Raw genomic sequence first — 15097 nt, 5'->3', positions numbered from 1 at the left:
CCGCAGGCAGGTGATCGTACGTTCGTTCGCCCGCCTCAGGACGCGTAGTTCGCGGCACGGTAGGGGGCGGCGAGCTGTCCGGCGATCCTGGCGTAAAGAGGGGCGAGCTCCGATTCGATCGCTTCGACCTCCTGCGAGGTAAGGGAGATCCTCGGTTCTGTCGGAGCGAACTCCCGCAACAGTGTGATGCGCAGGTGGGTCGGCGGGTGGCTGTGGTCGACACGGTGTTCGGCGGCGGCGGAGATGCGCCGACGACGTTCGAGTTCGAGGGCCGGGATCCGGGCGATGAGCTCGCGATGCTTCTTCCACAGGACGACCTTCTGGGGAAAGGCGGCCTGGAAGTGGACGGCGGGGAGCAACGCCTCTTCGACCGTCCGGACCTTGTCCAGGGCACCCGCTGCGGCTGCCGGAGAGGCGGCTACTGCGGCAAGCCGGTCGGCCAGGTACTCGGCTCGCTGACCCGCGCGCAAGGTCAGGAGAGAAAGAGCCAGATAGGTTCCGGCGACCGGCGGCCGCAGCAGCCACTTGGCGAGTCTCAGGGCCAAGCCCATGAGGGCAAAGAGCCCCGGCGCATGCGCCTCCCATTCCCGATCGCGTCGGAGCAGGACGTAGAGCCGTTCGAGGGTGTGCAGCGCCGTCCCGACGACCAGCAGGTGGCGACTGTCGCCATTGACGGCATGACCCATCTCATGGCTGAGCACGCTGATCCTCTCTTCGGGAGTCAGCGCGTTCCACAACGGTAGGCCGATGACGACGACTCGCCGACGCCGCAGCCCGACAGTCGCGCACGACGCGTTGAAGAGGCGGTCGACGGCGATGACATCGACCCGCCGTGCCCCCACCTCGTCGGCGACCCGGTCCATGAGCCGATACAGCTGTGGTGCATCCGTTCGCGCCAGCGGGAAGCTGCTCTTGGGGATGCGCCCGAAACGTGGGCGAATGAAAAAGGCGATGGCCAACAGCAGCAGGCTCAACAGAAAAGCGGGGAATACCGGGTACAGCAGGCCCACCGCCACCGCCGCGACGGCGATACCAATCGTGATTAAATGAATGCAGATCGCGACCGCGTAAGAGGTCACGCGGGCGATGTTCCATCCAGGCCGGAGGTTTTCACCTGAACGGACGTCGTCATAGAGCGATAGGACGAGAGCGGCCGACGCATCGTCCAAACGACGGCGAACAAGACCGCGCCGGGGCCGGCCGAAGTCATCGGTCAGGTTCCAGTCGCACTCCGGGCACCAGGTTCGGTACCCCTCATTCTCGGTCAGGGTCTGACTGCACTCCGGGCAGGTAACCGCCACGGACTCGGAAGACATGCCTGGGATCATGCCCTAGCTGGAAAGCCCGAGAAAGGACCTTGCCCGAACGGTGACCAGGTGCCTTTCTCGGGCTTCGTCTGTGCGACGGCTCGGTCACAGAGTGCGGCTGGTGGAGGACTGGAAAGCGCCTTGGGTCGGGAAGGTGACCTTGAAGTAGTAGCCGTGGTTCTTGGACACGGAGAACTGGAAGAAACCGTTCCGGCCGAGGGATCGCGGTCCGGTAGGAATGCCAGGTCTTTGAACCCCGAGCCCGGTAGTACAGGTGGACCTTCAGGCCGCGCAGATCGGAGAAGGAGGGGCCGCTGTACCAGTCGGTCACCTGACCGTTGAGGTAGCTCTTCGACGACCTGCGAGCGATGGACGCGGACCTGAAGTGGGTCTTGTCGGTGACGGTGCTGGTGACCGTACCGGCGCTCGTGGACGTCAGGGTGTCGGCCGACGCGCGCACGCGTGCCTGCCAATCGACGGTGCCGAGATGAATATCGACGACGTTACGGAATTGGCCGTTCGCGTCGGTCTGCGTGGCGTTGCCCTTGTGCCAGGTGGTGGAGCCCTTGGGCCGGTAGTAGAGGTCGACCCAGTCGTAGATCAGGCCGACCCAGGAATTGCCGTCCCAGCGCTCCACCGTGCCGGTGGCATACAGACCGGAGGAATAGGCATGATGCGCCTCGTCGTGGGACGGAACGCTGAAGCGAGCGACGCGCGTCTTGGACACACCGTCGATCCAGTTGTAGTCGGCTCTGGTGTAGTCCTGGAACCACCCACCCTGGTGGACGCCCTTCTGGGTGTCGGCGATACTCCAGTCACTGGTCCCACTCACCGGCTCGGTCAGGCTGAACCGGCCGTCGGCACCGCTGGTCGTCACGTAGGTGACGTTCGACTCGCTGGAGCTGGCCGGTTCCATCGTCAGAGTGAGCGGAGCACCCGGGAATGCCTCCCAGGCGCCGTTGACCTGGACCTGCATCGTGCCGGAGAAGGTGACCGGCGTTCCGGCCGGTACGGAGGCGGGCACCGGATCCAGCACGAGCCGGCTCGGCAGATGCGCGGCCTGCAGCAGTATGTCCGGACCCGAGCTGCTGCCGGGATCCAGGCCGGTGTCGCCCGGAAACGCCGCCGAGACATATCCACCACTCGGCAGCGTCGTGCTGATCGTGAAGCGCCCGTCGGATCCGGTCGTTCCGGTGGCCACCGTCGTGGTACTTGCGCCGGGTGGCCTGAACTTGATCCCCACCGGCTCGCCGGCCAGCGGGTCCTTGGTACGGACGTCGATGAGCTCGCCGGTGAAGGTCACCGGCTGCTGGTACGCCACCGTGGACGGCGAATCTCGCCGCTTTCCCGATTCGTGACGTCAATGCCGAGGCCGTCGCGACGTTCGGGGGCCGATCGCGGGGAGCGTGAGCTGCGGTTTTCCAGCCTGCACTACCTCGGGCGGGCAGGGCGCTGGAGCGAATTCGGGCAGGTGGCGGGAGCGACCCGGAGGGTCGTGCGGTGATGCCATGTTCTCGTTCGCAGACCGCCCCGCCCCCTGGAGGATCCGACCGATGAGCAGGTCGATCGCGCCGACGCCGCCCGCCACCGCAGTCCACACCCCAGAACCAGAACACCCACGCCGACGCGGCCCGTTCGGGATCGTCCAGCGGCATCCGCTGGTCGCGTTCTTCGTGCTGGCGTACGCGGCGAGCTGGCTGGCCTGGCTGCCGTACGTGCTGTCCGCGGACGGGCTCGGGGTGCTGCACTTCCGCTTCCCCGAGTTCCTGGGCAACACCCAGATCCCCGGCGTCCTCCCCGGCGCGTACCTCGGGCCGCTCGGCGCGGGACTGGTCGTCACGGCGATCACCGGCGGTCGGGAGGGGCTGCGGCACTGGCGGCGGCGGTTGTTCCGGCTGCGCGTGCGCTGGTACTGGTACCTGATCGTGCTGACCGGTGTCCCCGCCCTGCTGGTGGGCGGCACCCTCCTGATGCCCGGCGCCGTCCACGGCCTCCACACGCCTTCGGTCGCGGTCGCCGCCGCGTACCTGCCCCTGCTCCTCGTCCAGGTCCTGACCACCGGCATGGCCGAGGAGCCCGGCTGGCGCGACGTCGCCCTTCCGCTGATCCAGCGCCGTCACGGAGCGGCCCGCGGCACCCTGATCCTCGGCGTCGTCTGGGCCTTCTGGCACCTGCCGCTGTTCTTCACGAGCTGGTCGCTCGCCGGCACCCGGGCCGACACGGCCCACTGGTGGCTCACGGTCGGCACCTTCGTCGCGATGTGCGTGGCGATCAGCTACCTCATCACCTGGGTGTTCAACCACACCGATGAGAGCCTGCCCGTCGCCCTGCTCCTGCACGCGAGCAACAACACCGTCGCCAGCCTCCTCCTGCCGGAACTGTTCAAGGGCACGCAGGAGTCGTGGATACTCACCGCCGGCGGCATCGCCTACGGCGCCGCCGCCGCGATAATCCTCATCGCCACCCGCGGCCGTCTCGGGTACCGCGGCCCCCGCGACTGACGTCGAAGACACGCCAGGGCTCCACCGGAGACGTCTCCGGTGGAGCCTTGGCGTACGTGAGCCGGCCCGTTGAAAGCGGAGTCGGGCGCCGAAGATCTTTTCTCCGGGCGTGCGGTGAATTACCGTCTTGGCACCCACGAGCCAGGAGTCCGCACGATGCGCAACTCGGTACGCACCGCCCTCGCCGCAGCCGCGGCCACGCTCGGCGTGGCCGCGTGGTCGGCGGCCCTGCCGGCCAACGCCGAACCCGCCCCTCGAGGCGGAGCCCTGCACTCGCTCCGCAGCCCGAACGAGAACTTCTACTTCGTGATGGCCGACCGCTTCAAGAACGGTGACACGGCCAACGACACCGGCGGTCTCGGGAACGACCGGCTGGTCTCCGGGTTCGACCCCACCAACAAGGGCTTCTACAACGGCGGCGACCTCAAGGGGGTCGCGTCGAAGCTCGACTACATCCAGGGGCTCGGGACCAACGCGATCTGGCTCACCCCCAGCTTCAAGAACAAGGCCGTTCAACTCGAGGACGGCCCATCGGCGGGTTACCACGGTTACTGGGTCACCGACTTCACGCAGATCGACCCGCACCTCGGCACGAACGCCGACCTCGCGGCGCTGATCAAGGCCGCGCACGCGCGCGGCATGAAGGTCTACTTCGACATCATCACCAACCACACCGCCGACGTGATCGGCTACAAGCAGGGGGCGCGCACCGCGTACGTCTCCAAGGACCAGAAGCCGTACCGCACCGCCGACGGCAAGCCGTTCGACGACCGCGACTACGCGGGCACGTCGACCTTCCCGAAGCTGGACCCGAACACCTCGTTCCCGTACACGCCCGTGCTCGACGAGAGCGAGAAGCACCTCAAGAAGCCGGACTGGCTCAACGACGTGACGCTGTACCACAATCGCGGCAACACGACGTTCACCGGCGAGGACTCGCAGTACGGCGACTTCTTCGGGCTCGACGACCTGATGACCGAGAACCCGCGCGTCGTGCGCGGATTCATGGACGTCTACGAGACCTGGATCAAGGACTTCGGGATCGACGGCTTCCGCATCGACACGATGAAGCACGTCAACGACGAGTTCTGGCAGACGTTCGGGCCGGGACTCGTGCGGTACGCGCGGGCGCACGGGAAGCCGGACTTCTTCATGTTCGGTGAGGTGGCCCTCGACGGCAGCGACGCGGCGGCGAAGAGCCTCACCTCGCACTACACGACGCACGACAGGATGCAGGCGGTCCTGGACTTCCCGTTCCAGAGCGCCGCGCGCGACTTCGCGTCACGGAGCCGAGGGAACACCGCGCTGGCGACGTTCTTCCAGAACGACGACTGGTACACCGACGCGGACTCCAACGTCTACGAGCTGCCGACGTTCCTCGGCAACCACGACATGGGGCGCATCGGCTATTTCCTCAAGAGCGACAATCCGAACGCCCAGGACGCGCAGCTGGTCGCCCGGGACCGGCTCGCGCACGAGCTGATGTACTTCTCGCGCGGCAACCCGGTCGTCTACTACGGCGACGAGCAGGGCTTCACGGGCACGGGCGGGGACCAGCTGGCGCGGCAGACGATGTTCGCCAGCAAGGTGCCGGAATACCTCAAGGACGACCTGCTCGGGACCGACTCGACGCACGCGGTCGACAACTTCAACCCCGGCCACCCGCTCTACCGTACGATCCGGGAGCTCGCCGCGGTCACGAAGCAGCACGCCGCCCTGCGGAGCGGCGCGGAGCAGGTGCGCTATGCCTCCGACGGTCCCGGGATCTTCGCGTTCTCCCGCGTCGACCGGAAGCAGCAGCGGGAGTACGTCGTCGCGCTGAACAACGACACCACGGCGCGGTCGGCCGCCATCCCGACATACGTCGCCGACGGCGGCTTCACGAAGGTGTACGGCACCGGGGCGGCCACGCTGCGCAGTAAGGGCGACCGGACCCTCGACGTGACCGTGCCGCCGCTGTCCGCGGTGGTGTACCTCGCGGACGGCCGGATCCCCGCGTCCAAGGCCGCCCCGGCGATCCGGCTCGACGCGCCCGCGCCCACGGACGTGTCCCACGGCCGCATGCGCGTCGGCGCGAACGTCGCCGGCTCCTCGTTCGCCGAGGTGACGTTCCAGGCCAAGGTCGGGAATGGCCCGTGGCAGTCGATCGGCACCGACGACAACGCGCCGTACCAGGTGTTCCACGACACCAGCGGCTTCCGGACCGGCACCCCGCTGCGTTACCGCGCCGTCGTCCTGGACAACGCCGGTCACACCCGGTGGAGCGACGTACGGTCGACGGCCGTGCCGGCGCCGTCGGTCACCGTGACCGCCCCGAAGGACGGCGGCACCGTGACCGGCATCGACCCGGTGACCGTCCAGGCGAGCATCGACCCGGAGCGGGCGACGCAGTCGGTACGGTTCCAGCGCAGCGTCGGCGGCGGCGCGTGGGCGGACCTGGGCACGGACACGTCCTCTCCGGACTACGTCGTCACCGACGACGTCGCGAAGCTGCCGCTGGGCACGCAGGTCCGGTACCGCGCCATCCTGCTCGAACCCGGCTCGCGCCCCGTCGTCACGAGCGCGCCGGTCACGGTGACGACCGCCGAGCCCAAGCCGGCGCGGGACCACGTGACGGTGGCCGGGTCGCTGCAGTCGGAGATCGGTTGCGGCGGCGACTGGGATCCGGCCTGCGCGAGCAGCCGGCTGGCCTTCGACACGACCGACGGCCAGTGGCACGGCACGTTCACCCTGCCCGCCGGCGACTACGAGTGGAAGATCGCGATCAACGACTCGTGGACCGAGAACTACGGCGTGGGCGGGGCCGCGGGCGGTGAGAATCTAAAACTCAGCGTGCCGGCGGGCGGTGCCAAGTACCGGTTCACCTGGAACCAGGTCACCCACGTCCCCGCTGTCGAGAAGGTCTCCTAGCCGGTCTCGGCCCGTGTCGCTCGCTCCGGGAGCGAGCGACACGGGCCCCGGCCGGCGGCGAGTGTCAGGCGGCGGTGTCCAGGAGGGACTCGGCGATCGCCGTACGGGCGTAGAGGACCGAGCGGCCGGCGCGGTGGGAGCTGACCATGCCCGCGTCGCGCAGCGCGGTCAGGTGCTGGGACACCCCGGCCGCGGACATGCCGGTGCGACGGGCGAGCTCGGTCGTGGAGGCCGGCGCCGCCAGCTCGACCAGCAGGAGCGTACGGGAGCGGCCGAGGACGGCGGCGATCGCGTCGGCGTGTCGAACCGGGCGGCGTTCCCACAGCGTGCCGATCCCCCGGGCGGGGTAGGCGAGCTGCGGCGGCTCCGGCGGACGCGACCAGGTCAACACGTGCTCCGCGAACACGGACGGGACCAGGACCAGCCCCGGCCCGGCGGCCTCCCGCGAGACGGCACAGTGCCGGCGGACCAGCCGGAGGGTGTTGTCGTCCCACCGCAGCGTCGCGTGCAGGTCGTTGAACAGGTGACCGGTGCCGCGCTCGGCGACCTGCCGGGCGCGGTGGAACACGTCGGCGTCCAGCACGGCCCGGATCCTCGCCCAGTACGGGGCGAGGGCGAGCTCCCAGTAGGTCTCGATCTCCGCGCAGACCTGGGCGAGGCGGTCCTCTGGATCCGCGCGCAGGGCCGCGCGGCGCGGGTCGTCGGCCGCGAAGTGGTCGACGTCGCGCCGGACGTACTCGGCCGGAGTGGCGCGGATGACGGCCAGCTCGGTTTCGAGGTCAGGTGTCGGCTCGACGGGCGGCGGGGTGAGGAAGTCGGCGAGGTACCCCTGGGCCGGGATCAGCCGGGCGAGCCAGCCGTCGTCGAGCCCGGCGGCGGCCACCCGCGGTCGTACCTGCTCCAGCCAGGAGCGATGCACCGGATGCGAGGAGCCGGCGATCAGGAGCCGGAAGCTGCTGACGACCTCCCACATCGGGGAGATGGCGAGCCGGGTGAGTGCCAGGTCGTCCGCGGAGAAGGCCAGTTCGGACAGCATGGGCGCTCCCTGGATTCGGCCATGGCTTAATCAATGGCCGTGAGTCTACGGCAGCCGCAGGATTTCGGTCATGCTCTCCACCTTCAGCGGGCTGCCCCGTACCGCCTGGATCATCTTCGCCGGGACCATCGTGAACCGGATCGGCTACGTCGTGACGCCGTTCCTCGTGTTCTATCTGGGGTCGCGCGGCGTCTCCACGCAGCAGGTGCCGTACGTGCTCGGCGCGCTGGGTGCGGGCAACCTGATCGGGCCGGCGGTCGGCGGGCTGCTCGCCGACCGCATCGGGCGGCGCCCCACGATCCTGGCCGGGCTGCTCGGTACCGCCACCGCCCAGGGGCTGCTGTACGCCGCCCCGAACGTCCTCTCGCTGGCCTTCGCGGCCGTGCTCCTCAGCGCGGCGGGCAGCATGGTCAGCCCGGCCACCGGGGCCCTGATGACCGACGCGGTGCCGGTCGACGGGCGCCGCAGGGCGTTCTCGCTGTTCCACTGGGGCGTCAACATCGGCACCGCGGTGGCCGGCATCCTCGGCGGGTTCCTCGCCGCGCACGGCTATTGGCTGTTGTTCCTCGTCGACGCCACGACCTCGCTGGCGTTCGCCGGCATCGCGGTGACGCTGCTGCCCGGTGGGCGCGGCAGAGCGACCCGATCCGCCGCTTCCACGAGCGGAGCGGGGTACGGCGTGGTGCTGCGGGATCCGCTGATGCGGGCGTTGCTCCCGCTGTTCGGGATCGGGCTGATGATCTACTCGCTCACCGAGGTGGCCCTGCCGCTGGCGATCCGTGACGACGGGCTGTCGACCGCCACGCTCGGCGTGATGGCGACGCTCAACGCCGTCCTGGTGGTGGTCCTGCAGCCGGTGGCCCTGCACGTGCTGTCGCGGTTCGCGCAGGTGCCGGTGTTCGTGGCCGGCAGCGTGCTGGTCGCGGTGGGCATCGCCCTGACGGGGGTCGCCCACAGCCCCTGGGCGTACGCGGGGACGGTCGTGCTGTGGTCGGCCGGCGAGGCGGCGGTCGGCGGCGTCGCCGGCGCGATCGTGGCGAGCCTCGCGCCGGAGGACGCCCGCGGCCGCTACCAGGGCGCCTTCCAGTGGACCTGGGGCATCGCCCGGTTCACCGCCCTCTCCGTGGGCACGGGCGTCTACGCGTCGGCCGGGCCGGCCGTGGTGTGGTGGTTCAGTGCGCTCGCCGGCACCGCGGCGGCCCTGGGGGTCGGAGCCCTGGCTCCGAAGATCGCCCGTCGTCAGGCCGCGCCGGTGCCGGTGGCACCGCCGACGGCCGAACTCCACCCCGAGCCCGCGTCGGTCTAGTCACCACGTCGGACCGGAATGACGTGCCCGTACTCGACGACGGTGCCGTCGGCCCGCAGGGCGAGCACGAAGTCGTTGCCCGAAGAGATGGCCGTGATGCCCCGCAGCCCGCGCGGCGGGCTCGCCTGGCCGAACTCGTCCCGGCCCCAGCCGACGACGGTGCCGTCCCACCGCACCGCGCTCACGAACCCGGCGCTGGCGGAGACGTCCCGGATCCCGAAGACCCGGCGGGCGGAGGTGACCTGGCGGAACTCGTCGCCTCCCCACGCCGCGACGGTGCCGTCCGTCCGGAGGGCGACGGCGAAGTCGCTGCCGGTGCTGATCGCGGTGATGCCGCGCAGGAAGCGCGTCAGACTGGACTTTCCGAACTCGTCGTGGCCGAACCCGACCACGGTGCCGTCGCTGCGCAGCGCGAGGCCGAAGTCGCCACCGGCGGAGACGGCGGTGATCCCCGTGAGGCGTTGGGCCGAGCTGACCTTCCGGAACTCATCACTGCCCCAGCCGACGACGGTGCCGTCCCACTTCACCGCCAGAGCGAAGTCGCCACCGGCCGAGATCCCCCGGACGCCGCGCAGCCAGCGCGGCGGGCTCGCCTGACCGAACTCATCACGCCCCCAGCCGACGACCGTGCCGTCCGTACGCAACGCGAGGGCGAAGTCGTTCCCCGCGGAGATCGCCATGATGCCGCGCAGCCGACGCGCGAAGCTGACCTGCCCGAAGTTGTCCCTCCCCCAACTGGCGACCGTGCCGTCCGTGCGCAGCGCCAGCGCGAAGTCGACGCCCGCGGAGACCGCGGTGATGCCGTGGACCCGGACGGGCTGGATCGGCATCGGCCGGCCGGGAAGCGACGGCCCGGCCGACGCCGGACCAGGGGCGGCACAGGTCAGCAGGGTCACGGCCGCGGCCACCGCGCGCAGCACCGCACGCCGCCGTGGCGTTCGCGTTCTCGGCCACATGACGATCAGGCCCCCTACGAGATCGGCCGCACGATGGATGCGACGGCCGGCGGATGAAAACTCCATGCTCTCGTGAGAGCACCGAGAGCAACGATCGATTCCGGTCACGACAACGTCAGCAACCGGAAAGGGAACGTCGTGAGTCGACCCGCCCACCGGCGAAAGGTCCGTCTCATCCCCGCTTGTCGCGAGGATCGTCCGTCGTCAGGCCCCGCCGTCGCCTGCCGCCGCGGCGGCCGCGTCTCACGTGCCCGAGATCACGACCGAGCCGTCCCCCGCACGGCGAGGCAGCACGACGTGGCCGAACTCGACGACGGTGCCGTCGGCCCGCAGGGCGAGCGCGAAGTCGTTGCCCGTGGAGATCGCGGTGATGCCGCGCAGCCAGCGCGGCGGACTCGCCTGACCGAACTCGTCGTTACCCCAGCCGACCACGGTGCCGTCCCAGCGCACCGCGTCGACGAACGCGGCGCTGGCGGAGACCCCCCGGATCCCGAAGACCCGCCGGGCGAGGGTGACCTGGCGGAAATCGTCGCTGCCCCAGCCCACGAGAGTGCCGTCAGCCAGGAGGGCGAGGCCGAAGTTGGTGCCCTTGGTGATGGCGATGGCTCCGCGCACGAAACGCGCCAGGCTGGATTTACCGAACGCGTCGCTGCCGACGCCGACCACGGTGCCGTCGGTGCGCAGCGCGAGGCCGAAGTCTCCGCCGGCGGTCACGGCGGTGATTCCGGAGAGACGGTTCGCCGAGCTCACCTTCCGGAAGGTGTCGCTACCCCACGCCACCACGGTGCCGTCCCACTTGACCGCCATGGACCAGTCGCCGCCGGCCGAGATCCCCCGGACGCCGCGCAGCCAGCGCGGCGGGCTCGCCTGACCGAACTCATCACGCCCCCAGCCGACGACGGTGCCGTCCGTACGCAACGCGAGGGCGAAGTCGTTCCCCGCGGAGATCGCCGTGATGCCGCGCAACCGGCGCGCGAAGCTGACCTGCCCGAAGTTGTCCCTGCCCCAACTGGCGAGCGTGCCGTCGGTGCGCAGCGCCAGCGCGAAGTCGACGCCGGCGGAGATCGCGGTGATGCCGTGGACCCGGACGGGCGGGATCGGCATCGGCCGATCCGGGAGTGACGGCCCGGCCAACGCCGAGCCGGGGGCGGCACAGGTCAGCAGGGTCACGGCCGCGACCACCGCACGCCGCCCTGGTGTCCATGTTCTCGGCCACATGACGATCAGGCTCCTACGAGACCGGCCGCATGGTGGATGCGACGGATGACAGATCCGCACCCAATGCTCTCGTGCGATCACCGAGAGACACGATCGATTCCGGTCACGACAACGTCAGCAGCCGGAAAGGGAATGTCGGGCAGCCCCGCGACCCACCGGGCGAAAGGTCCGTCTCGTCCCTGCTTGTCGGCGATCTCATTAAGATCATCTTTGTCATGATCACGCCGTCTCGTCTGACGGCGCTGTTGCCCCCCACTTCCAGGAGACGTACGGGTGCGAAGAATGACGGCGGCGCTGGCCGCCCTGATCGCCGGTGCCACGGCCATGGTCGCCGCCCCCGCGACCGCCGGCGCGGCCTCGAAGCCGGCGAGCCTGTCGTGGCACGACTGCGGCGGCACGCAGAAATCCGACTGCACGACGATCAAGGTGCCCGTCGACTGGGCGAAGCCGAAGGGCGCGACGTTCGACCTGGCGGTCGGCCGGCTGCCCGCCCTCGACCCGAAACACCGGATCGGCATCCTGCTCGTCAACCCCGGCGGGCCGGGCGTCTCCGGCATCGACTCGTACATCATCGGCCGGGGCATCACGGACGACAGCGTCCTGCGGCAGCGGTTCGACATCGTCAGCTGGGACCCGCGTGGCGTCTCGCGCAGCCACCCGGTCCAGTGCAGCCAGGACCTGCTCGACAAGGCGCCGACCGACTTCCCGAGCACGCAGGCCGAGTACAAGAGCCTGCTGGCGTACAACGCGAAACTCGGTGCCGACTGCCGCGCCAACACCGGACCGCTGTTCGACCACGTCGACACGGTCAGCACCATCCGGGACATGGACGCCATCCGCGCGGCGCTCGGCGAGAAGAAGATCAGTTACTTCGGAGGGTCGTACGGGACACAGATCGGCCAGCAGTACGCCGAGCTGTTCCCCAGCCGCATCCGCGCGATGACGATCGACTCCAACATGGACCACAGCATCACGTCGGCGTACCGGTACCTGGAGACCGCGACGCGTGACTTCGAGTCGTCGTTCAACTCCTTCGCCGACTGGTGCGCCCGTACGAGCGGCTGCGCGCTGCACGGCCAGAACGTCCGGGCCGTGTGGGACGGCCTGTACGCCAAGGCCGAGAAGGGCACGCTGACCGACCCGTCGAACGGCAAGGCGATCGATGCCAACGGGCTGCGCGAGATCGCGTTCAGCCCGATGTACCGGCCGGGCGAGCGCTGGGCGGCACTGGCCACGAAGCTGGCGTCCCTCGCGAACGGCAAGGCCACCGCCCGTACGCTCTCCTCGCCGGCCCGGCCCGCCCACGCGGACCTGGGCGAGAACTCCTACCAGGCCATCTGGTGCCAGGACTGGAAGTGGCAGGTGAGCGGCTTCACCGAGCTGCAGCGCTACCGGAAGAACCTGGCGAAGATCGCGCCGCACACGCGCATGTCGCAGTTCTGGAGCGACATCACGAGCTGCCTCGGCTGGCCGTCGAAGGTGACGAACCCGCAGCACCGCCTGTCGGTCAAGGCCGGGACGTCCATCCTGGTCACGGCGAGCAAGTACGACGTGGCCACGCCGCACGTGTGGAGCACGACGGTGGCGAAGCAGATCCCGAGTGCCCGGCTCCTGCAGTACGACGGGGTCGGACACGGCGACTACCGCAACAGCCCCTGCGCGAAGGGCTACATCGAGACGTACCTGACCTCGCTGAAGCTCCCCGCCGCAGGCACGCACTGCGCGGCCGTCTGGCCCACCGGCACCACGCCGACGACGAAGGCCGCCGAGGAGCCCTCGCGGCCGGTCCACTCGTAACACGAGGCATCGATGAGAGACCCCGGCCGGACGCCGCCCGGGGTCTCGTCGCATCCGAGGACGGCTCTTGGACGAGAGCGGCTCTCACCCAAAGACGGCCCTCCTTGGTCGTCGCGCGTGGCGGGCCGAGCCCTGGTCGTCGCCCACGGCGGACCGGGCCTCATCATCACCCGTGGCGGACCGGACCTCATCATCGCCCGCGGCGGATCAGGCGTGGTCGTCGCCCGCGATCGAGGCTCTCGCCTCGGGGCCGGCGCCCTCGCGGAGCGGGTCGGCCGGGTGCCGGCCCTCGCCTCGCCGCCACGCCTCGAACACCGCCGTGGTGGCCAGCACGATCGCGACGCCGAGGATCCAGCCGGCGACGACGTCGCTGACGTAGTGCACGCCGAGCAGCACGCGGCACATCCCGGAGACCACGCTGAGCACCGCGGCGGCCGTCCAGGCGACCGCACGCCAGACGCCGCGCAGGACCGGCAGCACGATGAGCACGATCGTCGCGGTGCCCACCACCGTCATCAGCGCGTGCCCCGACGGGAACGACGCCCCGCCGGCGTGCGCGATCGGGCTGAGCAGCGTGGGACGCGGCCGCCCGACGGCCGTCTTGAGCCCCGCGGACAGTACACCGGCCACCAGCACGTTCACGACGGCCAACGCGGCGAGACGTCGCGCGCCCCGGAAGAGCAGCCATGCCGCCAGCGCCAGGACGATCACGCGGAACACCCAGGGGTGGAAGACGTACGCGGTGGCCCGCAACGGCCCGGCCAGCGCCCGGTGCCGCAGGACGAAGGTGTTCGTGTCGACGGTGGCGACATCGTCGAGGTGCCGCAGCGGCGCCCACCGGGCGTTCACCAGGGCCAGCAGGACGACGAAGGGCACCGCGACGAGGAAGACGGCGGCGCAGGCCAGCGTCAGCCGCAGGCCGAGCCGCCCGTCAGGGCTGAACCGTCGGCGCGTCCACCGGCGCACACTTTCCGGCCACATGTCCGAGCCCTACCCTCCGGTCTCCCGCCGTACCGCGGCACTCGGTCCTCCTGAAGAGCAACGTACGGCGCGGCCTCGGCGTCGCCCGCCGACGAGCCGTCACGCTCGGCCCCGCCCGGCGGAAGGTATACAGGGCCAGCGCCCGGCCAGGACACGAAGCGTACGGGGACGACGCTCGGTCAGGACACGAAGCGCACAGGGCCAGCGCCCGGCCAGGGCACGGAGCGTACGGAGACGACGCTCGGTCAGGACGCGCAGCGTACGGTGCAGGCTCAGCGCGGTCCGGTGTCGACCCGAGACGTACGGCCGGCGTGGTGCCGTCCGGCGGCGGGGGTTCCTACATCCTCCAGGCCGCGCCGGATGCGCGGCAGATCGAGGAAGCCGGAGACCAGCAGCGCGGCGCTCACCGCCGCCAGGCACCCGCCGACGACGTCGAGCAGGTAGTGGACGCCGAGGTACATGCGGGCGATCGCCACGACGCCCGCGAAGATCACTCCGGCCACCATCGCCACGGGCCGCAGTCCGCCGCGCACGAGCATGCCCAGCAGCAGCGCCGCGGCGGCGGCGACGGTGGTGTGCCCGCTCGGAAAGCTCATCGCGTTGTCCGGCGGGATGAGCCACAACCGCCTCGGCGGCCGGTGCTCGGCGACCAGGGTCTTCACCGCGAAGGCGATCGCCAACGCCCCGACCATCACGCAGGCGGTCAGCAGCGCGTCGCGGCGACGCCGGAGCAGCCACAGCACCGCGGGCACGACGACCGCGGCGACGAGACCCACCTCCGCCTGAGCGGCGAGTGTGGCCGCCTTGGCGACCAGGGTGAAGAGTGGCGTTCGCAGCGTGGCGAGATGCTCGTCGAGCCGGATGTCGGCGCGGGTCGAGGTGGACGTCTTCGCGATCAGGCCCAAGGCGGCCACGGCCACCAGGAGCAGGACGCCACCCGTGATCTTCCCCCGGCTCGACACACCCCGTCCTTCCATCCGCTTCGCGGCGTTCACCGCGCCTTCATGATCAAGACACGTTATCGCCGCGGTCGGCGCGGTGTGCGGTAGACGCGGCACACGGCGCGACTGATCGACGGCATGCGC

11 protein-coding genes are annotated in these 15097 nt (G+C 70.3%); 4 read left to right on the top strand and 7 right to left on the bottom strand.

Translation table 11 applies throughout. The features are described from left to right. Positions 1-35 precede the first annotated feature (35 nt). Positions 36-1316: a M48 family metallopeptidase gene (locus tag ACQP2O_RS02440; protein WP_433179555.1), complete on the bottom strand. Its 1281-nt coding sequence runs from the start codon at positions 1314-1316 to the stop codon at positions 36-38. Further along, positions 1255-2610 carry a hypothetical protein gene (locus tag ACQP2O_RS02435; RefSeq protein WP_433179554.1) on the bottom strand — a complete coding sequence of 452 codons (1356 nt, stop codon included), beginning with the start codon at positions 2608-2610 and terminating at the stop codon, positions 1255-1257. The genes ACQP2O_RS02440 and ACQP2O_RS02435 overlap by 62 nt, the downstream gene beginning before the upstream one ends. Positions 2611-2860: 250 nt before the next feature. Between ACQP2O_RS02435 and ACQP2O_RS02430 the strand changes: the two genes are divergently transcribed. Both ACQP2O_RS02430 and ACQP2O_RS02425 read left to right on the top strand, forming a co-directional pair. After that, positions 2861-3808 carry a CPBP family intramembrane glutamic endopeptidase gene (locus tag ACQP2O_RS02430; RefSeq protein ID WP_433179553.1) on the top strand — a complete coding sequence of 316 codons (948 nt, stop codon included), beginning with the start codon at positions 2861-2863 and terminating at the stop codon, positions 3806-3808. A gap of 156 nt (positions 3809-3964) precedes the next feature. Then, positions 3965-6718 (top strand): alpha-amylase family glycosyl hydrolase, encoded by a 2754-nt coding sequence (locus tag ACQP2O_RS02425; RefSeq protein WP_433179552.1) that lies wholly within the window; start codon positions 3965-3967, stop codon positions 6716-6718. Positions 6719-6782: 64 nt separating this feature from the next. Here ACQP2O_RS02425 and ACQP2O_RS02420 read toward each other — a convergent pair whose 3' ends face one another. Next, entirely contained in the window at positions 6783-7754 is a 972-nt protein-coding gene (locus ACQP2O_RS02420) for an ArsR family transcriptional regulator (protein WP_433179551.1), read from the bottom strand. 70 nt (positions 7755-7824) lie between these two features. Between ACQP2O_RS02420 and ACQP2O_RS02415 the strand changes: the two genes are divergently transcribed. Further along, the gene (locus tag ACQP2O_RS02415; protein WP_433179550.1) at positions 7825-9060 is read left to right on the top strand and encodes an MFS transporter; all 1236 of its coding nucleotides are present in this window, start codon (positions 7825-7827) and stop codon (positions 9058-9060) included. Here the strand turns inward: ACQP2O_RS02415 and ACQP2O_RS02410 are convergent. Together ACQP2O_RS02410 and ACQP2O_RS02405 are read right to left on the bottom strand one after the other, a co-directional pair. Continuing rightward, on the bottom strand, positions 9057-9980 hold the full coding sequence (locus ACQP2O_RS02410) for an RCC1 domain-containing protein (protein ID WP_433179549.1): 924 nt from the start codon (positions 9978-9980) through the stop codon (positions 9057-9059). The genes ACQP2O_RS02415 and ACQP2O_RS02410 overlap by 4 nt on opposite strands. Before the next feature lie 279 nt (positions 9981-10259). Next, positions 10260-11234 (bottom strand): RCC1 domain-containing protein, encoded by a 975-nt coding sequence (locus ACQP2O_RS02405; protein WP_433179548.1) that lies wholly within the window; start codon positions 11232-11234, stop codon positions 10260-10262. Positions 11235-11516: 282 nt separating this feature from the next. On the opposite strand from ACQP2O_RS02405, the gene ACQP2O_RS02400 reads away from it, so the two are divergent. Then, positions 11517-13031: an alpha/beta hydrolase gene (locus tag ACQP2O_RS02400; protein ID WP_433190912.1), complete on the top strand. Its 1515-nt coding sequence runs from the start codon at positions 11517-11519 to the stop codon at positions 13029-13031. A gap of 207 nt (positions 13032-13238) precedes the next feature. On the opposite strand, the gene ACQP2O_RS02395 is transcribed toward ACQP2O_RS02400, so the two are convergent. Both ACQP2O_RS02395 and ACQP2O_RS02390 read right to left on the bottom strand, forming a co-directional pair. Further along, positions 13239-14012 carry a phosphatase PAP2 family protein gene (locus ACQP2O_RS02395; RefSeq protein WP_433179547.1) on the bottom strand — a complete coding sequence of 258 codons (774 nt, stop codon included), beginning with the start codon at positions 14010-14012 and terminating at the stop codon, positions 13239-13241. Between the two features lie 272 nt (positions 14013-14284). Continuing rightward, positions 14285-15007 (bottom strand): phosphatase PAP2 family protein, encoded by a 723-nt coding sequence (locus tag ACQP2O_RS02390; protein ID WP_433179546.1) that lies wholly within the window; start codon positions 15005-15007, stop codon positions 14285-14287. Positions 15008-15097: the final 90 nt, after the last annotated feature.

The sequence above is a fragment of the Actinoallomurus sp. CA-150999 genome (assembly GCF_050942425.1).
Lineage (GTDB): Bacteria > Actinomycetota > Actinomycetes > Streptosporangiales > Streptosporangiaceae > Actinoallomurus.
Note: the sequence above shows the minus strand (reverse complement) of the source record. Positions and strands in the feature narration are given on the sequence as shown.